The organism is Dysgonomonas termitidis (genome assembly GCF_054657735.1).
The window spans coordinates 441,555-465,413 of sequence record NZ_BAAHYD010000002.1 but is presented as its reverse complement, the minus strand read 5'-3'; the positions used below and the strand labels follow the sequence as shown (position 1 = coordinate 465,413).

The 23,859-nt window shown below is 39.2% G+C and carries 19 protein-coding genes and 1 pseudogene; 4 read left to right on the top strand and 16 right to left on the bottom strand.

The window, feature by feature from the left end; translation table 11 throughout:
- Positions 1 to 40: 40 nt before the first annotated feature.
- Entirely contained in the window at positions 41 to 2,536 is a 2,496-nt protein-coding gene (locus ACYQ3L_RS06165; protein ID WP_379997709.1) for a glycoside hydrolase family 2 TIM barrel-domain containing protein, read from the bottom strand.
- A gap of 759 nt (positions 2,537 to 3,295) precedes the next feature.
- Here ACYQ3L_RS06165 and ACYQ3L_RS06160 point away from each other — a divergent pair.
- Positions 3,296 to 4,846, top strand: a complete 1,551-nt coding sequence (locus ACYQ3L_RS06160) for an IS5 family transposase (RefSeq protein ID WP_459952245.1) — start codon at positions 3,296 to 3,298, stop codon at positions 4,844 to 4,846.
- 15 nt (positions 4,847 to 4,861) lie between these two features.
- Here the strand turns inward: ACYQ3L_RS06160 and ACYQ3L_RS06155 are convergent, their stop codons facing one another.
- From ACYQ3L_RS06155 to ACYQ3L_RS06115, 9 genes are all read right to left on the bottom strand, one after another.
- Positions 4,862 to 5,095: a helix-turn-helix domain-containing protein gene (locus ACYQ3L_RS06155; protein ID WP_379997303.1), complete on the bottom strand. Its 234-nt coding sequence runs from the start codon at positions 5,093 to 5,095 to the stop codon at positions 4,862 to 4,864.
- Between the two features lie 180 nt (positions 5,096 to 5,275).
- Complete coding sequence (locus ACYQ3L_RS06150) at positions 5,276 to 6,895, bottom strand: sulfatase family protein (protein ID WP_379997179.1); 1,620 nt, start codon at positions 6,893 to 6,895, stop codon at positions 5,276 to 5,278.
- 15 nt (positions 6,896 to 6,910) lie between these two features.
- Entirely contained in the window at positions 6,911 to 8,497 is a 1,587-nt protein-coding gene (locus tag ACYQ3L_RS06145) for a sulfatase family protein (protein ID WP_379997181.1), read from the bottom strand.
- A gap of 25 nt (positions 8,498 to 8,522) precedes the next feature.
- Positions 8,523 to 11,000 (bottom strand): alpha-galactosidase, encoded by a 2,478-nt coding sequence (locus tag ACYQ3L_RS06140; RefSeq protein ID WP_379997183.1) that lies wholly within the window; start codon positions 10,998 to 11,000, stop codon positions 8,523 to 8,525.
- A gap of 105 nt (positions 11,001 to 11,105) precedes the next feature.
- Complete coding sequence (locus ACYQ3L_RS06135) at positions 11,106 to 12,452, bottom strand: DUF5126 domain-containing protein (RefSeq protein ID WP_379997185.1); 1,347 nt, start codon at positions 12,450 to 12,452, stop codon at positions 11,106 to 11,108.
- A 40-nt stretch (positions 12,453 to 12,492) separates the two neighbouring features.
- Positions 12,493 to 14,433, bottom strand: coding sequence for a RagB/SusD family nutrient uptake outer membrane protein (locus ACYQ3L_RS06130; RefSeq protein WP_379997187.1), 1,941 nt, complete (start codon positions 14,431 to 14,433; stop codon positions 12,493 to 12,495).
- A gap of 11 nt (positions 14,434 to 14,444) precedes the next feature.
- A complete protein-coding gene (locus ACYQ3L_RS06125; protein ID WP_379997189.1) occupies positions 14,445 to 17,906 on the bottom strand; it encodes a TonB-dependent receptor in 3,462 nt (1,153 codons plus the stop codon).
- A gap of 367 nt (positions 17,907 to 18,273) precedes the next feature.
- Complete coding sequence (locus tag ACYQ3L_RS06120; protein WP_379997191.1) at positions 18,274 to 19,458, bottom strand: FecR family protein; 1,185 nt, start codon at positions 19,456 to 19,458, stop codon at positions 18,274 to 18,276.
- Between the two features lie 75 nt (positions 19,459 to 19,533).
- Entirely contained in the window at positions 19,534 to 20,103 is a 570-nt protein-coding gene (locus tag ACYQ3L_RS06115) for an RNA polymerase sigma factor (protein ID WP_379997193.1), read from the bottom strand.
- Positions 20,104 to 20,372: 269 nt separating this feature from the next.
- Between ACYQ3L_RS06115 and ACYQ3L_RS06110 the strand changes: the two genes are divergently transcribed.
- Positions 20,373 to 20,738, top strand: coding sequence for a transposase family protein (locus ACYQ3L_RS06110; RefSeq protein WP_379997195.1), 366 nt, complete (start codon positions 20,373 to 20,375; stop codon positions 20,736 to 20,738).
- Between the two features lie 92 nt (positions 20,739 to 20,830).
- Here ACYQ3L_RS06110 and ACYQ3L_RS06105 read toward each other — a convergent pair whose 3' ends face one another.
- The 4 genes from ACYQ3L_RS06105 to ACYQ3L_RS06090 all read right to left on the bottom strand — a co-directional run bounded on the left by ACYQ3L_RS06105 (position 20,831) and on the right by ACYQ3L_RS06090 (position 22,583).
- Positions 20,831 to 20,986, bottom strand: a complete 156-nt coding sequence (locus ACYQ3L_RS06105) for a hypothetical protein (protein WP_379997197.1) — start codon at positions 20,984 to 20,986, stop codon at positions 20,831 to 20,833.
- A gap of 26 nt (positions 20,987 to 21,012) precedes the next feature.
- Complete coding sequence (locus tag ACYQ3L_RS06100; protein ID WP_379997199.1) at positions 21,013 to 21,726, bottom strand: hypothetical protein; 714 nt, start codon at positions 21,724 to 21,726, stop codon at positions 21,013 to 21,015.
- Between the two features lie 99 nt (positions 21,727 to 21,825).
- The gene (gene tnpB, locus ACYQ3L_RS06095; protein WP_379997201.1) at positions 21,826 to 22,155 is read right to left on the bottom strand and encodes an IS66 family insertion sequence element accessory protein TnpB; all 330 of its coding nucleotides are present in this window, start codon (positions 22,153 to 22,155) and stop codon (positions 21,826 to 21,828) included.
- 38 nt (positions 22,156 to 22,193) lie between these two features.
- Complete coding sequence (locus ACYQ3L_RS06090) at positions 22,194 to 22,583, bottom strand: hypothetical protein (protein ID WP_379997203.1); 390 nt, start codon at positions 22,581 to 22,583, stop codon at positions 22,194 to 22,196.
- A 14-nt stretch (positions 22,584 to 22,597) separates the two neighbouring features.
- Here ACYQ3L_RS06090 and ACYQ3L_RS06085 point away from each other — a divergent pair.
- Positions 22,598 to 22,765, top strand: a pseudogene (locus tag ACYQ3L_RS06085) (site-specific integrase); the annotation flags it as partial.
- 95 nt (positions 22,766 to 22,860) lie between these two features.
- On the opposite strand, the gene ACYQ3L_RS06080 reads toward ACYQ3L_RS06085, so the two are convergent.
- The gene (locus tag ACYQ3L_RS06080) at positions 22,861 to 23,157 is read right to left on the bottom strand and encodes a helix-turn-helix domain-containing protein (protein ID WP_379997205.1); all 297 of its coding nucleotides are present in this window, start codon (positions 23,155 to 23,157) and stop codon (positions 22,861 to 22,863) included.
- A gap of 66 nt (positions 23,158 to 23,223) precedes the next feature.
- Positions 23,224 to 23,535: a helix-turn-helix domain-containing protein gene (locus ACYQ3L_RS06075; protein ID WP_379997207.1), complete on the bottom strand. Its 312-nt coding sequence runs from the start codon at positions 23,533 to 23,535 to the stop codon at positions 23,224 to 23,226.
- Between the two features lie 54 nt (positions 23,536 to 23,589).
- Between ACYQ3L_RS06075 and ACYQ3L_RS06070 the strand changes: the two genes are divergently transcribed.
- Positions 23,590 to 23,838, top strand: a complete 249-nt coding sequence (locus ACYQ3L_RS06070) for a hypothetical protein (protein WP_379997209.1) — start codon at positions 23,590 to 23,592, stop codon at positions 23,836 to 23,838.
- The last annotated feature ends 21 nt before the right edge of the window (positions 23,839 to 23,859 follow it).

Genomic DNA, 23,859 nt, shown 5'->3' with positions numbered 1-23,859 from the left:
AACTGGATTACTGACGCCGATTTTACTATAAGCTACTTTATTACTTAACCAGGATCGTTTCTTCAGTCGTTTTCAACCAAGGGGAAGTAAACTGGACTTTAACTTCTCCCTGTTCACCTGTAGACTGTATATAAGCAAGTATATGACCATGAAAGACGCGGTGTCTGTTATCTGTATAGTCACTCATATCTTCGTTATTGCTGGCTTCCAGCCCCAGTAGTTTTGCCGGGCCGATTATACGGCAGGTAACTTCATTGTCGGACAACATCACAGGTACACCATTCCCGTCCACTACCTGCACAACTATTTGGGCAAGGCCTTTGTCTTTGCATATCTCTTTCTCTGATCGGACAATAGTCAGTGCATATGGCTGTCCGGAAGATTGTATGGCGTAACGGGCTGTTTCATTACCATCCTTATCCATTCCTATAACTTCCAGCTTACCTGCCTGATAAGGGATATCCCAGTAGATAATACCGGTATTATCATCATAATCCTTTGCCTGTCCTATCTCTTTTCCGTTCAGTTCCAGTCTGGCTTTTGCCGCATTGGTGTAGCTTACTACACGGATAGATTGTCCTTCCTGATAATTCCATATAGGCCATGCATCCATCGACGGGGTTTTCTCTTCATAATTGCCTTCATTTTCAGCATCCAATTGAGACCATACATCTTTCATCTGGCTTTTGCTACCTTTTCCTGGTGTAGGATAGGTGCCCAGGTAAGCCATCGGTTTATCCGACCAAAGCGACTGGCGGAAATAGCCTCTGGGTTTGATAAAGCCTCCGAAGTCTAGCAGTCCCGAATAAAAGCCTCTTGACGGCCAGCGTCCCGACTCTCCCAGATAGTCTATACCTGTCCACAGGAATTGTCCGAATATATATTCATTATCCCTTGCAGCTTTCCATGCACTTAGTTCATGACGGTTTTCACTACCATAAATTACCCGTTCAGGATATGTCTGATGATCTTTGGCATACATACCCTCGGTATAGTTATAACCTGCAATATCCAGCGCTCCGGGATATGCCGTCTGATTAGACATGGCTACTCCGGCCAGCCCGGCTGTTGTAGGGCGTGATGTATCGTATTTCTTAACTACTGCTACCAATCGTTTAGCTATATCCCCCAGACGCATGGCATCAGGCGCATCTTTCTTATATCCTCCAAACATCGCTTGCGTAAAGCCTGTGGCTGCCCCTCCGTCTAATACCGGGTGTGAATAAGGATCGTTCGGATAATCCACTTCATTGCCGATACTCCATGCGAATACGGATATATGATTACGGTCGCGGCGAACGATATCTGCCAAGTCTTTTTCTCCCCATTCTCCAAAATAATCGAAATTACCTTGAAATCCGGGTGTGCCTACATTCCAGCCTTCCAGCCATTTGCGCTTAGGAAATTCCCATTCGTCATAGGCTTCGTTGAGCACTAACAAGCCAAGCTCATCGCACAAGCTATACAGATCCGGCGCCTGAGGGTTGTGACTTGTCCGGATAGCATTGACTCCTATCTCTTTCAGTGTAAGTAGTCTGCGCTTCCATACATCTTTTGGTACTGCCGAACCTAATACGCCTGCATCGTGGTGGATGCATACGCCTTTTACTTTCATCCATTCACCATTCAGGGCAAACCCTTTATTCGGATCGAATGTATAGTTGCGGATACCTGTAGTGGTAGTGGTTTGGTCTATAACTTTGCCATCTTTGAGTACTGCCGTCTTTAACTGGTACAGATTCGGGTTATTCAAATCCCATAACTGAGGATTATTTACTTTCAGTTCCGCCGCTATCTTATTGTTTCCGGCTGTCATTTGCAACTTCTTCGAATCTTTTGCAACTACTTTCCCGTCTGCCGATAACAACTCGTTCGTGATGGTCAGATTTGCATCTTTCACAGTGGAATTATCTATTTCCACCTCTACGGATACAATGGCTTGTTTCTTCGTCACCGATTTAGGATAGGCAAATACACCCCATTGAGCAATATGCAGAGGATTGGCATATACCATCCATACATTACGGTAGATACCCGAACCTGTGTACCAGCGGGAGTCTGCCGACTGGCTATGGTCCGCGCGAACGGCTATCACATTATCCTCCCCGTATTTAATGTAGGGAGTGGCATCGTACATAAAAGAAACATAACCATTCGGACGTTTACCTAACGACTGACCGTTGATAAACACTTCACTACGATTGTACACTCCTTCGAAGTATAAGTATACTTTTTCCCCTTGTTTTGACTGGGGTACGTTAATTATCTTGCGGTACCAGCCTATACCCCCGGGCAGGTAACCTGTGGCGCTGGCAAGTGTCGGACTGAGCTGACCTTTTACACTCCAGTCATGGGGCAGGTCAACAGTTTTCCATCTTTTGTCATCCAATGACGGAGTCTGGCCGTTTTTGACATCATTTAAAGTAAATTTCCAGCCGGAGTTAATCTTCTCCGGTTCACCGAAACCCACCTGACCGGCCAACGATAATGTCAGTAAGCATAGAACGGTACTCGAAAGTAATCTTGATAATTTCATGATATATTAAATTTGTTAATTTCCGCGTTAACAAAAATACAATATATGACAGAATATGATGGGGTATAGATAGGGCAAATTAGGATAGTAAATGAGTCAATATATTATAAATCCGGTTATTTATCGGGTAGTTAAGAAGTTTGTTCTTCAGATGACAGTGGACAACTTGTATTTTGTCCACTTGCTACTCGCAACTATTAGAAGTTGACAAACTTGACACTTTTTTCATATTTTTTCACCTGTCACTTTTCTAAAGAAACCCCTGTTACCATTCTTTCTCCATAATTTAAAAACCGCTTGTAAAGACGCAAAAACGTAAAAAGGTAACAGATATATCAGTTAACAGTAAACAGTCATCAGTAAACAGTATCGTGGTCTGTCATGCTGAGGGAAACGAAGCATCTCGTCAGAGAGTAGTTAACAACCTGTCTCTCGTATCTTTCTCCAAAAAGGTAACAAAGGTAACAGATATGTCAGTTAACAGTAAACAGTAAGCAGTAAACAGTGAACTAACTTGTAACTTGTAACTGCCCGCAGGGCGAAGCAACTCGTAACTGTTAAAAAGTAACAAAAGTAACAGTCTTTTCAGTTAACAACTTATATCTCGTATCTTGTCTACTTGTATCTTGTTTACTTGTAACTCGTAACTGCCCGAAGGGCGAAGTAACTCGTAACTACTTTAGGGTCTGCTGATAAACTGATAATTCGTTAAGGATGAGTGAAAATACTTATATTTGTTTTTTCCAAATGCAAGGATATATGAAGAAACAGCGCAAAAGTCGTGCACTTAGTCCCAATTATGCGAGTCCGAATCAGTTGGTTTTATCGGGATTTGAAAATCCATTCGATCAGCAACTCGATCCGGGAAACCGTTGGGTTGTATTGTCCCATTTGATTCCCTGGGATGAGATTTGCAATCTTTACCTCAAACATGTAGGGGTTAGTTCAACGGGTCGACCGGGATTGAGTCCTCGTGTGGTTTTGGGTTCTCTAATGATCAAGCATCTTTGCAATTTGGATGATCGGGAGACAGTGAGTCAGATTTCGGAAAACATCTATATGCAATACTTTCTGGGGTACTGTAGCTTCACCCATGAAGCCCCATTTGATGCTTCACTGTTTGTGGATTTACGAAAACGCTTGGGTCTAGATACGATCAATGCGATCAACGAGCGGATTGTTCAGTTGAAGACAGGGATGGAGTTTGTGAAAAAAGAATCGGATAAAGACGATTCCGGCATTGATCCTGATGAGGATTCCTTATCCGGTGGCTCAGCGAACAAAGGCCGGATCATTTTTGATGCTACTGCTTGTCCACAGGATATTGCTTATCCAACGGATTTGAATCTGCTCAACGAAGCTCGTGAAATATCGGAAAACCTGATTGATCAGCTCTATACCCATCTGTTACATGATAAAAAGCCGCGTAGCTACCGCAAGGTTGCTCGCAAACGCTATCTGAAGACAGCCCAGAAGAAGAAAAAGAGCAAGAAAGAGATCAGAAACTCCGTTCGCATTCAATTGGGGTATCTCAAGCGGAATATAAATTCTATCCATCGGTTGCTGGATGCTTATCCTAACCTTCCCTTAAAGAAGAAGGATCGGAAATATTTGTATGTTATCCAGACCTTGTTTGATCAACAGTTGTACATGTATAAGTCCAGGACGCATACAGTGGAAGACCGGATAGTAAGCATCCATCAACCTCATGTACGCCCCATAGTCAGAGGAAAGAGTCAAGCCAAGGTAGAGTTTGGTTCCAAGATACATGTTTCCATTATTGATGGCATCTCGTTTCTGGATGAACTTTCCTGGGATGCTTTTAACGAGGGAAGTCACATGGAGCACTATGTTGAAAAGTATCGTGAACGGTTCGGATGCTACCCCCGCGAAGTACTCGCTGATCAGATTTACTGTAGTCGTCCCAATCGGGTTATGCTCAAGGAAAAAGGCATCAAACTTTTAGCAAAGCCACTGGGCAGGCCTTCGCCCATGTCAATTCATGTAAGTCCGGGAGAGCGTAATCCAATAGAAGGAAAGTTTGGACAAGCCAAAACAGGTTATGGCTTAAACCGTATCAAAGCCAGACTCCGACAAACAAGCGAATCATGGATTGCCTGCATCTTCCTTGTGCTAAACCTGGTCAAATTGGCGGGGATGGCACTCCCGTGTCTTATTCAGAACTTATGGTTTAGTTTTTCAGCATTGCTGTTGGAGATAATCGCTAATAAATCGGATGGACGCAATAATAGTTATCGGAACCGGGAAATAGCGGACGCAAACCGAATTAAATATGAATTGGTCTGCTGAGTTTTTCAGCAGACCCTAATTATCTTCCAGTAGTTTTTCGATATCAGAAGCGCGGTAAAGGATTTTACCGGCCAGCTTGATATACGGGATACGCCCTTGGTCGCGGTAATCCTGCAAACTGCTCCGGCTGATCTTCAGTTTTTTCGACAATTCCTCGTCCGTATAAAAGCTCTCCCCGTTCAATTTTACCTTAACTTGTCTTAGAAAAACAAAATGAAGCCGTTGAGAAACGCCCTCATTTTTAGCTATATTCAATTAGCTTTCGAGATATTAGTTAGCTTCCCACGGCTAACTAATCTTTATTATCACAATGGATTTTACATGTTATAATTCTTTTACTTTCAAAATTTTATTAACTCCGACTTTCAAGTCGGGGCTAATAAACAAAACAATAAATATTAACTACTGATTCGCATCAATAATAAATCTTTATCTTTTCCAGTCCGGTTCTGGAAATAGCCGGACCGGACTGTAACGGATATAAGTTTCGAATATCTCTTTATCGGGACCAATAATACGAGGATCTCCTGAGCGCTCCAATTCGTTCAGCAAAGCTATTTTAAGCTCTTTTTCGACTGATATATAATTAGCATTACCGACTAAGTTGTGTAAACAGAATGGATCGTTGCTCACATTGTATAATTCGAATTCAGAACGTTTATTGTACGCCAAGTCAAAATAGGGACGGATGGCAGGATCTTTATAATTCTCGATCAGGAATGACTTTGAAGGTGCATCATCGACATCAGTAAATGCCTGTTCAGGATGATGGATACCTTTTTCATCGATGCCGTACATCGGATAAACCTGGCCTGTTTTATTATTGATTGCTTGAGGTGCTCCAGCAGGCCAACGTTCGGGCTTCATATTCCAGATAAAGAGATATTCCCGGCTACGTATGGCGCGCTGAGGGTATCCGAGGTTTTCCCATCGGGAAGAGGAATGCCGTTCCCGACCCATAAACACATATTTTCTGGTTTCATCTACTATCCCTTCCTTTTGCGACCGTAGAATATTCACGATACTTCGCCCTGAAATAGGAAGCATTCCATCAGACTTTACTCCTGCAAGTTCAAGAATAGTAGGTGCAATATCCACAAAACCTACCGGATCTTCTATCTGACGTTTACTCGGAAATTCTTTTGGGTAACTGATTGCCAGAGGAACATGTACACCATATTCAAAGCAATTTGCTTTTGCTCGCGGAAAAGGCATACCATTATCGGCAGTTACTATAATGATAGTGTTGTCAAGTTCACCTATAGAGTCTAGGTAATTCAATACTTTATAAAGATGAGAATCTGCCCATTCTATCTCAACGGTATAATCAAGCATATCTCCTCTTATCTCTTCTGTATCGGGAAAGAAACCGGGAACTTCAACTTGGGCAAGTTCTTTTCCGTTACGTTTCCATGACCCTTTTTCATAAGCACGGTGAGGTTCGGTGGAACCGTACCAAAAATAGAATGGTTGTTCCGGTTTGCGTTGCTGCATGAAATCACGGAAGTTGCTAAAATAGTCTACAAGACCAATACCCTTGGCTGTTCTTGGGTCCGACAAACTGGATTTTGTGTACCGATGTTTGTTGTAGACATGTCCCGCCGCGTTCTCTTTTCTCCATAGCGAATCTCTCTCATTTCTGGCATAACGGAAAGGATCGACTCCTTTTCCGGTAAATCCGGTGTGATAACCATTCGCTTTGAGGAGGTCTACAACCGGGACAAATTCTTTCATCCATGATGAAGCATGTTGTCCTGCTTGTTTATTCTGCCAATGATGTCGCCCCGTTACCAATGCACTCCGTGATGGTGCACTTCCTGGTGATCCGGCATAACAATTTGTAAAATAAACTCCGTTGGCTGCCACTCTATCAAAACCGGGAGTATGAACAAACCTACTTCCGGCAAAACTTGTATGTATATATGTCTGATCGTCATTGATCACAAAAAGGATATTAGGCTGTTTTATCCTTTCTTTTTGTTGTTGTTTGCATGCACCAAAGATCCCCGAACTAAGGGAGAGTAAAACTATTCCAGATAGATATTTCATAGTATTATTTATATATTAATTCAAAAAATCAGCGTTCAATCCAGATGCTCTTGGTTCAAAATCAGATTTATTTATCCAATCCGTTGGAACCTTTTTACCTTCTTTCATGCGATTCCATGCATTTCGGGCAGTACCCATGTAAGGATATGCGTCAAATATAAAACCCTGTTCAAACATTCTTGGATCCTCTTGTTCTGCCAGTTTTTGCATAAGTTCGCTCCGCATTTGTTTTTTTAATGTATTATAATTGGCATCTTCTGCCAGATTCGTCATACATTCCCGGTCTTCCGAAATATTATAGAGTTCTTCTTCCTGCCGTTTGCCGAAAGAAAGTTGCCAGTAGATCTCCGTTTCGGAATTCCGCCGTGCTTTTAATACTTCTGTTTTTGTCGGACTGCCATCGACATTCATATACCCTGTTTCTGGATTTCCTGCCGGCCAGCGACTGGTTTCAAAATTTGCCAGATAAAGAAAGTCATCCTTTACAATGCCCCTAATCGGATATCCTTGGTCATCTGGGCGTCCTACATCGTGTCTTTCTTTTCCGATCAAAACATAATCCCTTTGGGGCTTACTGTTCTCTTTTGTCAATAGATCGAGAAAACTTTTTCCTTCTATCGGTTGCATCCCTGATTTTTCTTCCGGTATTCCGGCGACAGCTAAAAATGTCGGTGCCAGATCTATAAAACTTAAAAGATCCTTTATCTCCCGACTGGCTTTCGTTATTCCTTTTTTCCACATCATGGCGAAAGGGATATGATTGGAATATTCGTATTCTTGTCCTTTAGCACGGGGAAACGGCATTCCATGGTCGGCTGTAACGATGACGATTGTATTTTCCAGTTCTCCCTTCTCTTCCAATGCCTGAAGGATAGCAACTAGGTGTTTATCAAAATGCTCTATTTCTAACGCATAATCCAGCATGTCCGTGCGTACAATCTCGTTATCCGGCCAAAAAGAAGGAACGGAATCGACCTGATTGATATTTTTTCCGGCTTTTAAAGCAGATCCGAATTCGTATCCTCTATGCGGCTCTAAGGCTCCATACCAGAAACAGAAAGGCTGATCTCTTGGTTTATTCTTGAGAAACTCTTTAAAATTAGCCGCATAATCAATATTGGATATTCCCTTTGTCGGGGGTGTTAACTTGATATGATTCCACATTTTCCCAACCATATTCCGTGGATTTCCGAACGAGTCATTGGTAAACCCGGGTCCCCAGCCTTTTCCCGTTGCCCCTACCTTATAGCCGTTCTCAGCCAATACCTCGGGATAAGATTTGAATTTAGCGGGGAAATCAGCCCAGTGATTACAAGCTTCTTCCAATTGCCAGGAATTGCGTCCTGTAATAATACAGGCACGAGAAGGTGCTGATTTGGCATTACAGGTGTACATGCGATGAAACAACAAACCTTCCTGTGATACCCAGTCGAAACCAGGCGTATTGAGCCAGGCTGTTCCATATGCTCGCATGTGGGGATAGGATACGTCGTCTGCGATACAGAACAGGATATTGGGACGTTGTTTTTCTTCTGCCTGTCTGCAAAATGCCAGACAGCTTGTTCCGGTAGCCAAGAATAAAGGAATAAATGTTTTTTTCATTTTATATTATAATCAGTTAAAAGCATTATAAAATATTTTCAAATGCAATGAGTAGACCCTTGCCTGCTTCCGAGCGTATAGTGATTTCATCTGTGTTTTGAGATAGCACACTCCCTCCAGTAACTTTTATCAGTTTCTTATCTTTATATTTTATAAACACAGTTGAAGTTGATACAGTCTTAATCATTAGTCGGTTATTCTCCAATTGTATATCGTCCAACTGCCCTGTTGATGAAATTACAGATATATTTTCTCCCATATTTCCTATCAGAAAAGCTTTTGATGTATCATCTGGCTGTATGAAGTTGAACTCCAGATACACATTTTTCGCATCACTTGTATAAGGAGAATTTAAAACTCCCAGCAATTGAGATGTATTCACAAGCAGGGTACAGGAATAATTTACTGGTACGGCACTGAAACCTATTACTTGTCCGAACGCAGCAGTTGAGTCCATTTGTGTATATATCTCCGGGGATGCTCCTACTTTAGAGTTATAATTTAGTTGTTTTCCTTTTACATAAGGTCTTACACGTTTTGTCTTATTAAGTGTTTTCCCTATATTCACTCTATCTCTTTTCGATAGTTGAGTTAAATCGCCCCAAAAACCATGGCCCGAAATCAGACTGGAGTTTACATTATATTGTTGTGCCCAATATGGAGAAACATTGTTTGGATAAACAGCATAAGTAAATAATTCTTTTGGAAAAAGATGTCCATATTCGTTAATAACCGTACGCATGCATTTAGTCCTGTATATCGAATAATCGCCATAGGCAGAACCTCCGTTATTTATAAAAAAGAATATACCTTCTTGTAGTGGCATCAAGCCTATGACGCAACGTTCAGGTTCTGTCAGGTCAATTTCTACAACTACATCTTTGTTATATTCATGTAGCTCTCTCATGATGCGTGTTACATAAAACGGAAAAAGGTAATTATATCTATCTAATCTTTCCTTTTTGCTATATCTGTCGTCTCCATGATCTAATCCCGCCAAGGAACTGTTGAATGTATTCATTGCATCCCATTTAAAAAAGCGAATGCCATTATCTATTAACGCCTTACAATCTTCAAGAAACAGTTCTGAAAAAGGGCCTACAATATCGAATACAGGCCTGTTCCATTGTGCTACAATTGGTTTTCCATTCGACCGGCGGATTATCCACTCCGGATGCTTCTTGTACCTTTCTGTGAGACTGTCTATTGCCATAGGGGATAGCCAAATGCCTGCAATCATATTGTGCTCATTTATGCGATCAACGAGAGGGGCTAATCCATTGGGTAAACGTTTTGAATGGGGAGTCCAAAAACCTAACTCTTCTTCCCATCCGTCATCAAGGACAAAAAGCTCGATATTCATTTCGGCAGCCGCATCAATTTCTTGAAGTATTCGTTCCTCTGTAAGAACACCTCTCAAATCGTGCCCGCGCCCGCGCTTTTGAGATTCCCTTTGCATAGCCCATGTATTGTAGTAGAAATGTGAATCTCTTGATTTAAGGTGTTCAGTTATTTTTGAAAAAAGATAGTCATGTATCAAGGGTTCTGTCGGTTGTTTATGATCAATAAAGCTCAAGCTATTCCAAACTGTTTCATAGTAAGAATCATATGGAATAGTTTCATTGTCAAGATATCCGCCTCTCTGCATTTCTGTGGCAACTGTATGAGTATTTTTGTTTCTGGTATGTTTGTGGGCAATAAACCAGAAATTTTCGTCATGAAGTTCGGTATCATCACCTTCCACTCCTTGACTTTCATCTACATCTCCTTTCTTCTTGGAGGTAATTTCTGACAATCTGAATCCGGCAGCACCATCTTGTGATGCATGTTCGTATGTAGAAATGATCTTATGATTTTGAGTATGAACAACCGAGAACGGGCCTTTTAATAATAGCGCTTCATTACTCTTAACATTATGTTTTTTTATAGCCGGATGGAACATATGATTCCACGAAAGGAAGTTTGCAATCTGTATTTCCTCTACATCGGTCTTGGTATCGCTATTTAAAGCGTATTGTGGATATACGAAGTATAATTTTCCTTTTTTTTTGTTCAAAGTAAAAATATGTCCTTTGCTTGATTGTAGTTGTATTTTTTCTCTGATAAGGGTTGAATTTTCAAAATATTGACGGTATAATTCCAATTTCAAGCCTTTATAAGTCCCCTTTCCCTCAAAATAGAAGGTGTATTCGACACCATCATTAACCATTTTTCGTTCTTTGTATTTTATGAATTTCCATACAGGCATTGAAGAGGTTACAGTTTTATTGTTAATCTGGAATTCAAAGAAAGGTGTATCGTTGCCTGCAATCAGCTCAGTCTGACTCGCTTTTTCATAAACTGATTTGACCAAAATGGTATTATTCTTAAAGGACAACACCTGTTTCATCAATCCATTTTCATAGGCAAATTCATTGTCATTTAATGATCCTTTGCCTAATACATTATTGCTGAAAAGAAAAAGTAGAATTGTAATAAATAAGTATGATATGCTAGATTTCATTTAATGGTTTTCTTATATTATGATTTATTTAACCTTAAAAATATAATAAAAAAGAAGACCATAGGAAACAATTATTGTTTCCTATGGTATAATACCTAATTAAAGTTAATCTTGGTATGATCCCCAAAACTTTAACTCGCTCAATTGAGTATGATAATTAGCCTCTCTGTTTTTCCGTATTACAAAACGGATGTAACGGAATGGCGTATTAGCATATTGAGGATCCAATTCAACCTCAAATCCGACTTTTATAAACTCATGATCTTCATTTGTCAAAAAGTTAGGATCGGTTCCTCCTGAAGGTAATACCAGATCATAGTCTGCTAGTTTCATCCAGTCGTTTCGCCATTCTCCAGTTCCACCTAATTCTTTCCAATCGGTCCAATACATCAGATTCTGTTCTTTACTACCATCGCCAATCTGATCCAATGGTTTAGGGCTATTTGTAGCCCAAACCTCTAAACTAATGAAAGTATTAGCGGAAAATATAGGACTTCTACTACGCATCCAATACCTAAGGCGGCTATAAGAAGCTTTCTTAGTCATATCAATTGTAAAGTAATAAGGAAGAATATAAGCATTTGGTTCGGGCCAATCTACAAAGTCATTTAACTTATTATCATTCGAATGCCACCACTCACTATTATTCCAAGTATCACCATCGTGTACCTGTTCAAATCCACGTTTCGCTGTTGTATTATTACCAGCTAAGTCTCCTCTATACAGACATGTTTTATCGGTATATCCCCATCTTTGCCAGATGTATCCAGACTGATTACGTCCCACTATCTCTTCTTCGAATAACGGTGTAAGGATCGTATCGAGAGGTTGGGAGAGATTTCCCCACTTATCCCGAATCTGAAAACGAAATTCCTGGGGCTTATCAGTTAATCCTCTGAAAGTTGTTTTTCCTACCAGAGTTTTAGAATAATAAGCATCGTAGAACTGATATTCACCATCATCATCTTTAGTATACATCGTTAATGAGATTTCATCTTGTTGCAAGTTTTCCCATAAAGTATATATTCCTCCGAAGGTAGGATTTATATTCAAAGACTGCTTAATCTGTTCTACCGGAGGAAGAAGTGGCTTAATTTTAACTTCAACCGGAGAAGATTCGTTTTTGCTTTTATCCAATACATATAGAAATACAGTATATTCTCCTGTATCAGGATATCCCTCCAGTTTTATAATATTGTTATTTGCACTTGAAAAAATCTCTCTTTTATTTCCGTTTTCACTATATGTATAGACAGCTTTTACTGCTAGTAAATCATCATCCGACGGCAGGCTATATGTTATAATAGCACCTCCATGAATATTCGTTACATTAATATTGGTGACAATTCCCGGTGGAATACTATCTGTGGGATCACTCCAATCTTTTACATTGTCACAATTCCACAAAAACAGTGTGGCAAATATTGCTATTAAAATAGATCGTATTTTCATTTTCATTTCATTTTTTGTTTACAATAAAAAAACAGAAAAATTACCAGCCGTGGTTTTGTAATAAGTTTTTGTTATTCATTAAAACACTTTGCTTTATAGGCCATAAATAGTCTTTAACCTCATATTTTAATTGATAGACCATTGTTTCCTGATAAAAATCCTGAGATGTTTCTCCCAATATATTTAATCCTCTGATAGGACGGTTCATATATTCCTTGGCTAGTTTCCAACGTTTCAAATCCCAAAAGCGTGCACCTTCAAATGCCAATTCATTCATCCTTTCTCGTTGAATAATTTCTCTGAATCCGTCTTTAGTTTTTGGTTTATTCGGATTGGAAGAATACTTTTCCCAAGATTCTACTACACCTTTCAGTCCGGTACGTTTTCTAACGATATCAATATATTCATATGCTTTAGTTCCGGGTCCTCCTATTTCGTTCAAAACCTCAGTATACATCAAATAAAGGTCTGCTAGCCGTATGATAGGGAAAGCATAACGATATTGAGTAAAACTGTCACTGGTTTGAGATTGTGAAGAAAGATAATGTATCATTTTTTTACATAAGTAGCCGGTACTTGAATATCTGTTGGTCGGCGAATTCCCTCCCCCTACTTTTCCATATTTCAATTCTGTAACCCAGAGGTCATTGTCTTCATTCACTCTACTATTACCATATAGTGTGCCACCATCGAATATAATAGAACCATAAAAACGAGCTTCACGATCGAAATGAAGATTGATAGTTTCAAAGTTTTCTTTTATATAATATTTATCTTCTGCACCAGCTTTTCTTAGCCCCATTAGATCTACATTCACCCATTCTTTATCCTCTTCGATAGGAACACCGTTTTTAGTGTAGAATTGTTCTACAATATGTAGAGGCGGAGCATAAGATTTACGGACGCTACCACTGCTATGTGCAAATGCGAACACCGGATGGCATGCCCGCTGCAAGTTATCTGTATTCGAATTTGAATCTCCCCAGATAATTTCTTTGTTCCAGCGCTCGGTAGCAGCGCCTCTGGTTTGCATAGCCAATATCGTTTTTTCGTTCAGTTTTGCCACATAACTGGTTGTTTTGAAATCGAACAATTCATGTCCGCCCTCATGGGCAACTTTAATAGCCTCTTCTAAAGCTGTTGCTGCTCTTTCCCATTTTTCAGCACTATATGTTTGTGGAAATAATTGAATTCCACGATTATCAACCATATCTGAAAAATCGGTATTACCATTGTATAGTGGGCTGGCGGCAATAGTCAATAATTGAGCTTTAACAGCCAGTGCAATAGATTTGGTTGGTCGTCCCATCTCGTTCATCACATCTACTATTTCCAATGGCAATCCTTTAACAGCTTCATCCAGTAACTCTACAATATAGTCAACCACTTCGTCCACCGGCTCGCGATAGCGCTGAACTTCACTTGCAGGAGAGTTTATAGACAGATTTTCTTTTATCAAAGGAATTGGTCCATACATACGAAAAAGCCAAAAATGATAATAAGCCTTCAAAAAAGTCACCTCCGCAATCCATTTGTCACGTTCATAATCTTCTAGATCAAAGGGCTTGTGAATGTTTTCCAAGAAAATATTACAATCGCTCAATGCAGTGAACATAGCTTTTCCTCCTTTTAAATCGTATGAGGTTTGCTTGCTCGCCCAGTAATCACCGATAGGTGCATTTGCTCCTTGAGTACCTCGGGCAACATGCCAATATCTGGCACTCATTCCCTGTACTGGATCTATGTACCATACTTCGTCACCTGACAACATTGCGGGGTTAGAACCGCCTTCGCCAAAGTTGGGCAAGAATGAAAAACATCCATAAAGAAAGGCTTCAGCTTGTTGGCGATTTTTAAAAGCATGCTCTACTGCAGGAATATTGTCAGGTACTACATCAAGGTAGTCTGCACAAGATAATAAAAACAGACATAATGCCACAGAGATGGATTTGAGAGGCTTATTAAATATATATTTTTTCATAAAAGTTTATTTTAAAATGAAATATTAAGACCTAAATTTATTACACGTTGAAGTGGATAACCTAATCCGTTTCCTCCCATCTCCACATCCCAGAGTTTAAAATTACTGAACAATAAAAGATTTGTTCCATTTGCATAAACACGGCACGAACTCAATCCTAGCTTGTGTATAAGATGGTTTGGTAATGCGTAACCTATTTCTGCGCTTTTGAAACGCAAGAAAGCACCATCTTGCATAAACATTGTGTTTTTTTGATTATTGTTTGCTATTACGGTATTAGCTAATCGAGGCCATCCTGCATAAGGATTTTGAGAGTCAAGTGACCAATAGTCTTCAGTTATAAATTGTGCAAGACCAGTTTCTAATGTCTTTTGTAATTTTTCATCTGTCGATGATGCAAATGGAGACATTGCTTTAAAATCTATCCAGAAAGAAGAACGAGCCGATCCTTGGAAAAAAGCAGAGATATCAAAATTTTTATATCCAAATGAAAGACCGAATCCATAATTGATTTCAGGAGTATTAGGATGCCCAATAGGCACCATGTCTATTTCGTTGATAACACCATCGCTATTAATATCTTTATATTTAATATCTCCCGGTAAGTATTCGCCAAAATCTTGGCGTGGAGAATTTGCAATATCTGCTTCGTCAATGAAGAGGCGTTCTGCAACATATCCCCATTGTTGCTTAGCAGACTGTCCTATTTTAGATTTCCAAGGTGTTTCGCTAAAGTCAGGTTCTTCGTAATAGCGATAAGTAGAACGTGCATAAGTAAAGTTTGCTCTTCCTACAAACCACATATCATTATTTATCGAATGATTGTAATCGACAGATATATCCATACCTTTACCATTTGCTTCTCCTACATTCACATCTGGAGTTGCCCATAGTCCCATAGAGCTTGGAATATCTGCACGTGGTTGAAGAATATTCGTCCTCTTTTCTTTAAAGATATCGGCTATAATATCAATTTTACCGTTAAGTAATCCTATTTCTAATCCTAAATTAGTTTTATATGCGATTTCCCATCCAATTTTAGGGTTAGGGTAATTATTTATCTTCACTCCATTATGGGATATTCCATTAAATTCGTATCCAGTAGTATAGTTGTCTCCTCCTCCTATATTGACTTGAGAAAGGTAGAAGAAGCGTTGGTCACCGATTTCATCATTCCCTACCAAACCATATGTTGCACGTAGTTTTAGTTTATTAACCACTTCTTTCAACTTGTCTGACCAAAAAGATTCATTGGAGACAGACCATCCAATACCAAACGAAGGGAAAAAGCCCCAGCGGTGTCCTTTGTCGAATTTCTCAGAACCATTATATCCAAAGTTGAACTCTGCTAGATAACGACTATCATATCCATAAGTAAAACGTCCGGAAATACCTAAATTTCTTTTCTGTAAAGACTCTGATAAAGTTTTAGCATTGCCAGTCAGTGAATTACGGACTATACCTACAAGCATACCACTCATATTATGTTCCTCAAAGTCGCTGTTATATGCTACGGAAGCTTCTCCGTAAAATGAACTTGAAACTGTTTTTTCTCCCGGATTGTAATCAATGAATTCAGTTCCGCCAGCCGGATTCAATTCCGTTAAGGTATATTTATTAGTGAATCTGTCATAACTGCCAATTTCGTAATAATAAGGAGAATAAGCACGAGTCACATCAAATCCGGCCGAGCGAGTGGTATTTCCTAATAGGCGTGCGCTAAGACCTTTTACCCATTTGTCTAAGTCTTGTTTCAATTCCATTTGAGCCATCAATACCGACTTGCTCTCTTGTTTATATCCCTTAACCATTTCTGCATAAGGATTCATATATTGATCACCCTGATATCCTCCGAAAAGAATGTGTGATACATTAGCATATTTATCGTCAGGAGCAAAATAGGCGGGAAAGCGAACCGGACTTACTTGGAGTATCTTCTTATACATGTCTGTACCCCCGTTGACAGGTCCCGTATAGTCGTCGAAAGTACCGTGTAAACGCACAATGGCTTCAGTTGAAGAAGTTAAGTTTATATTGATATTAGACCGGATAAGGTATTTCTTTAAATCAATATTATTATTAAAATTATTTCTTTTATCTACCTTCAATACTCCATTGTCTTGAGAGAATGATCCTGCAATATAATATCTGGCAACGCTACCCCCGCCAGAGATATTTATGTTTGCTCTTTGGTTCATCGTGCTACTCTTAGTCAACATATCCATCCAGTCCACAGCAGGGTATACATACGGGTTCCCTCCACGAATGGTGTTGTCTATCTGGCTGTTTGAATAAGGTATAGGAGCCAAAGGATTACGAGTGGATACAGCTTCGTTGGCCAATCTCATATATGTAATAGGATCTGCCATTTCAACTTTCTTAGTGGCAGAAGAGAATGAATTTTCTAAACGAACAGAGATTTTTACCTTTCCTTCTTTTCCTTCTTTAGTTGTTACCAAGATTACACCGTTTGCGCCACGAGCACCGTATAGGGCTGTAGCTGTGGCATCTTTTAAGATGGCAAAACTTTGAATATCGTCGGGATGTAGACGTGATAAGTCATTGCTTGAGACTTCAACGTTATCAATGAGGATAAGTGGGTCTACTTTTCCTGCACCGAAAGATGTGACACCACGTATAAAGAAATCGGCATTGTCTTGTCCCGGTTCTCCACTAGTCTGATAAGCAATAAGTCCTGCTATCCGGCCGGCGAAAGCAGTAGTAAGGTTACTTGATGGTACTTTCAAATCTTTTGTATTCACTGTTTGAATAGAAGAAATTAGACTTTCCTTCTTTTGCTTACCGAAAGCAACTACTGTTACTTCATTCAACATATCAGATTTTTCTTTCAGTGTAACATTTATTTCAGTTTGAGTACCAACTAGGATAGTTTGAGATTCCATCCCCAAATAGGAGAATACCAACTTGTCCTCGTCCTCTACATCTATACTGTACGTTCCGTCAGTGTCGGTCGATACTCCGCGAGTACTACCTTCCACAGTTACTGTAGCTCCAGGTAATTCGTCACCGAGATTATCAATGATTTTTCCTTTTACTGTTTTCTTCTGCTGTATTACAGCCGATTCTGTTGTGTTGAGGGATTTTTTGTCATCTCTGAAAACCATCACTTGGCGATCTTTGATTTTATACGATAGACCTGTTCCTGCAAATATATCATCAAGAATCTTGTCCAACGTTTTAGCATCAGCATGTACGTTGACTTTTTTCTGTATGTCTTTTTTGAGATCATTGGAGAAGAAAAAAACGTATTCGGACTTCTTTTCAATAACATTTATTACTTCTTTTATAGATTCTTTTCTAACATCGAATGTGAGAAGTGTGGTTTGTGAATATGTATTGGAGAAGGCTGAGCTTACTCCTAATAGCATTAATATTATAACTAATTTCATAGTACGTAAGGTCTTGGAGAAGTTTTTTAGATATAACTTTTCCTTGAAATGTTTTAATTTCATATATTTATACCGATTTTAAAGAATTAATAACTCATAGTTTATTTAAAATCCAAGAAGATCGGGTAATATGGCAGTATTACCCGATTACTTATTTATCCAGGGTGTCTATCATAAGGTCTCTATTTTTGGTTAAACATAAGGTTAGCTTTACAATTTTTGATACATAATAAATTTTTCTATAATTATAACAAGGAATTATATTTTATGTGTTTTCATCCTACCCTAAACATGATTTGGTTTAAGAAAATAAGGTTATTACTATAGTTTTTCCTTTTGTTTTTAATGTGTTAGTGTTAGTATAGAAGTTGTTATTTCCTTTTTGTAATTACTCATAGTGTGATCGTTTTTTATTAGAAATAAGGTTCGATTATTTTTTTTGAACAGTAATATGTCCGTCTTTTATATTATATTCTATAGGATTGGTGTTATGTATAGTTTCCATAATATCCTGAATGTTATCAAAAAGGACAAGTTTACCATCACACTTCATGTTTTCAATCCCCTTATCATAAGTGATAGGTATATCATAATAGCGTGATAGCTTGTTAAGAATGGAAGCAAGCGATTCGCCGGAATATTGCAGTAAACCATCCTTCCAGCTTATATAATTGTAAACATTCACTTTTTCGGTCTTTACTCTGCCTTCTGCTACAGTTAGCTTCAAATCGGGCCTCAATTCTACTTCTTGATCGAAAGCGGTTACAGCTACTTTTCCTTCGACTAAGACTACGGACTGTGCTGATTCATCTTTATAAGCAGAAACATTGAAACGAGTACCTAAGACTTTTACTTTCATTTCAGTGGTGTTTATATAAAAAGGCCTATTTTCGTCTTTCGCCACCTCTATATATATCTCTCCTTCTGCTCTGATCTCTCTATGATTGTCTTGAAATACCGGAGGAAACTCTAGTGTAGATCCTGAATTAATCCATATTTTTGTGCCATCTTCCAATACAAGGAATGATCTTTTCCCGCTGGGAACAACCAACTTATTGAACCGGATTTGTTTCTTATCAATAGCTTTTGTTGTCTTTTCATTATCACCATTTGAGATAACTATATTCCCATCAGATTTATATTGTATATCTGAGTTTTGTTCCAACGTCACAACCTCATCATCAGCAAGGATAAGCAGAATATCTTTTCCATTCTGTTTTTTTTCGGCCAATCCTGCTACAAGAGTCTTTTCTTCAGAACTTTCTTTAAAGTAAAAGAAATTGAAAACAATAAATAAAGCAATAGCTGCGGCTCCGGCTATACCCGATATGCTGTAAAGGGTACGTCGGCGTTTTTGTCTTTTTTGTATATTAATTCTTTCCTTGATCGCTTGCAGTATGTCGTCTTTTTCGTCAGGGGAAAGTTTATAGTTGTTTAATGTCACAGACTTTAATATTTTAGTTGCTTTATCGATCTCACTTTTTAATTCGGGATTCTTTTCGAGCAATCCTTCCCATAAAATGCAATCTTCTTCTGATGAAAAAAGTTTCCAACATAAAAAAGAATCATCACATAAAAGTTCATAAGTCTTATAATGTATGTACTCTTTGTTCATAGAATATATTAGTTTAAGATAAGACATATTTGGGTATTTTTTGTTCCCATTTTTTTGAAATATTTTCAAAAAAAATTATTCACGCATTCGTTTTATGGCTCTAGATACCAATTTTCGGACTGCGGGGGCAGTCATATCTAGAAGTTCTCCAATTTCTTCATACTCCATCTCTTGTATAAATCTCAGGTAGATTGCATCGCGTTGGCGGTCGGTAATTTTATTTAGTAGGCGGTCTATATGATTTTCTATATCCTTTCGTTCTTCTTCGCCAATGAGAAAATCGAGTATTGTGGATTTTATGGAAAAAGACATTTCAAAATATGAGATAGCTGTTGTTTTTACAGAAGAACGATGCAAGTCGAATAACTTATTTTTGAATATCTTGAAAAGATAAAATTTCAATCGGATAACATTTTTTAATATTTTCTTATCGAAATATAGTTTGTAAAAAACATCTTGAATGATGTCTTTAAGTGTTTCGCGGTCAAATCCTAAACTGATTCCATAAGCAAGCAACTCATCCACATATTTAGTATACATGAATGAGAAAGCCTTGTCATCCCCGGAAAGAAAAGATTTGATATACTTTATATCTTCCTCATCAGACAATTTCGAATTATTTTCATACTTATTGGTATTTACCATAAATATTTTTTTAGGGCGTTACCCTATTAAGTTTTTTTGAATATTCACTTATTTTAAGATTGTTTGATATGCAAATCTAATGAAATATTTCTATGCCAAGAATATATTTAGAAAATATGGGGAAGTATATACTTTATCGTACAATATGGATATTCTTGCAGCTTTGTCTTTTGGAGAAATCAATTGATGTGTTTTATTTGTAATAGAGTTTATATTTAATAGTTTATTAAGACGTTCTTTTACATACCTTTGCGATTCATTAATCACAAATGAAATACGACAAGATTCGAAAAAATCCGAAGCAATTATTATCATTAACGGGTTTTAATTTATCGGAGTTTGAAGCATTTTTGCCAACCTTTAAGTATCATTGGGAAGAATATCATTCTCATTTTACGTTAAAAGGTCAGCCCCGCATACGGGTTTCTTATGGGAGAAAGAGCAGTCAATTACCCTGTATAACAGATAAATTGCTGTTTATTCTATCCTATATGAAGAATAACCCCTTACAGGATTATCATGCAACGTTATTCGATATGACTCAACCCCAATGCAATCAATGGATACATCGCTTATCTGATATTTTGGATAAAACCTTAAAACGTTGGGTGAACTACCCGACAGGAATCATTTAAGGGTAAAATATCCGGCAGGCCAATGTGAAAATATATTGCTTGATGGAACAGAAAGGCCAATAGAACGTCCGCAGGATTCAGACAGGCAAAAATCATGTTATGTACTTTTCCAGTTTCTTATGTATAACAGTGCCCTGTCTTGAACCATTCCCGTAGAAGTAGTATGCCAGGTTAAGATTCTTTGCGGACATGGCCCGGATATATTCTTTGCTGATGTTCGGCGCATCCGGATTTTCACTCTTAGCCATCACTTTATAATAGGTCTCATTACAGCTTATATAATTATCTTCCAGTACCGCCTGGCCAAGAGCTTTGATAGGTTGTCGAATATACCGGCTGTTTTTGACAGCAATCCGTTTGCTGTTGCTTTATTTATATGAAAGCCGTTGTCATTGAAGTACCTTACTATACGTTCAACAGGCATTGAGTAGATATACCTGAGTTGTGCCATGCCGGCGATGAAGGAACCCTCAAAACTTGAGTTTTGGAGCGGAGTTCGGCTTGCTTTACAACAGAAGACCCGTTCGTCTTGCCTATATGTGTGAAGCCTGTAGCCTATCTTCTGGAACTTCACCGGGATCATCCGGTACCTGACAGATTCACGGATGCCTATTAAAATGGCTGTCCGTATATCAAACTGCGTATCATCAGGGTACACATCTTTAACCACTTCTTCCAGTTCATTGTGCATATCCCGTTTCGCACCATTATTCTTACGGGCTTTCAGGTCTGCTTTCGGCCTGGCTTGCCCGGAAGCTGTTTGCTGTTCCTGTCCTGTTCGGGACTGCTTTTCAGATTTATTGGATATAAGCTTGGATATGCCTCTGATTTTATTTGCCGATTTAGTGAGGGATTCGTCTTTCTGAAGTAAGGCTTCCTGTAAGGAAGCAATAGTTTCCTCCATGGACTTGATCGTCGCAGACAGCGTTTCTATCTGGGTTAATAACTGCTTGTTGAACACATTGGCTGCTTCCAATTGTGCCGTCAATATTAGCTTCCATCCTGTTTCTTACCATGCCTTAAAGGTACGAAGGAATATGGACATAAGCAAGTATTTATGTGATTCATTTAATTGATTATCAAATCATTAAATTAATAAAAAGCGTGTCCTGTAGCGTTTACGGAAGCGTACGCTTTCAAGTGAGACCCCTGACATTATGAAGCTAAAAGTCTCCCGGGACAGCTCATAATAGCCTGTAGCCGGATCTATTTTAGGCAGTTCAAAGCTACCCCGTTCCAAGCGCTTGTGATACAACAGGAAGCCATCGGTATCCCACTTTAATATCTTTACGCTTTGCCTATTCTTACCAAAGAACATATAAATATCACCGTTCATTGGAGAAAGCGGGGATTCCGATTTGATGAGATTGAACAGAGCGTCAATCCCGTTATTCATACGCACAGGATGTTGACACAAAAGTACCTCGTGTTATCGTTAAGACCAAACATAGAGCATTATTTTTCAGGATGATATAATGATAGTAACGAAATTAAACTCTCTGCCGTACATTCCTGCAAGGTCAGATTGACATTATTGGGAAAGGTAATGCTGATACCTTTGAGAACACTACCTGCCATGACAGGGTGACTCTGTGGCCTGAACTGGATAAAGGTTTGCGGATTATCGCCATTTACAAAATCCTCGCATCTGGCCTCAGCTTGAAGCTCTCTTATAAAGATTCCATGGCGTTGAGCCCAGTCTAAGAGCCTTTCATAGTTAATGTTATTATCCTCACAATATGACTTGAATGATAAATGCGGGGTTGTCTTCAAACATTCCTTATAACCTTCAAGAACTCTCATCTGTACCGATGATGTATTCTTTTCTGCGGGATGATTTTCCATACGCTTTTTTATTTGCCAAAATGATGGGGCATGCGAATATTTCCACGACACAGGGTTATGCACAAATCACGGAACAGAAAATATCGGAAGATATGGACAGGTTAATGATACGCAGGAAAAAAGACGCTCCGGGAACAGATGCAGGCCGGGATAAGACAGCAGGGACACATGACAACCAATGACATATCCAAACTATAATACCAACGGCAGGCTTCACATGAATAGCCTGCCGTTTCACAGTATCATAGTATCCTGCAAAATACTTACCAGACGGAAATTACCTGAACTTCTCCCTGTAATTATCTTCCAGTAGTTTTTCGATATCAGAAGCGCGGTAAAGGATTTTACCGGCCAGCTTGATATACGGGATACGCCCTTGGTCGCGGTAATCCTGCAAACTGCTCCGGCTGACCTTCAGTTTTTTCGACAATTCCTCGTCCGTATAAAAGCTCTCCCCGTTCAATGTCGGCTTCCGGGCAGAAAACAAGCGCTCTAATGACGAAGAGAGGCGATCCAATGAATGGAACAATGATTTTATCCGTTCATTTTCAGATGTAATTAATTTATTACCCATATTTTCCGGTTTATATTATATTCTAAAACTCATACCTGGGGTACGATTAACATTTTCCTTTCGTGATTATATCTGCTTCCCTTTCTTAACAGCCGCTTTTCGCAGATAATCCACCAGTGGAATAATCTTCTCCACATCTTCCGGTTTGTAGTAGACTTTGCGGCTGATCTTGCTAAAGCCTAACGCACCGTTATCCCGGAGCGTCTGTAAAGTCCTTTGGGATATGCTAAGCAGCAGGCATACATCCTGGTTGTCCAGCCATTCGCCGGCTTCCTTACCGGCATGTAAACGGCAAAGGGTTTCCATGCGGGTGATAAAACGTTCAAAAGCCGAGAGCATTTTCTCAAATAGTTCCGCGTCGATATTTACAATTTCCATAACATTCCTCTTTTAATTTATTCCTGATGCAAACAAAATACAAAAAGTAAAAGGATGTATGCCGCTGACGACCTGTTGCATCCTTTATCATCATATGTCACCGGGCAGGAGGTTTTGAGAGGGGGAAAAGCTCCGTCAAATAAAACCGGAAATCCCCATAGCCACAGGCAAAGGTATTCCCGTGTCCTGAACGGCGGGGCAAGGTCAGGCCTTCCGGTTTCCGGGAAAAATCATCCTCGCTTTGCTCCGGTATTTTTCCGGAAAACCCTGCCCCGCCTGGACCCGGCCTTTTCCGGCCTGTAGCTATGGGTATCTCCGGCCCCA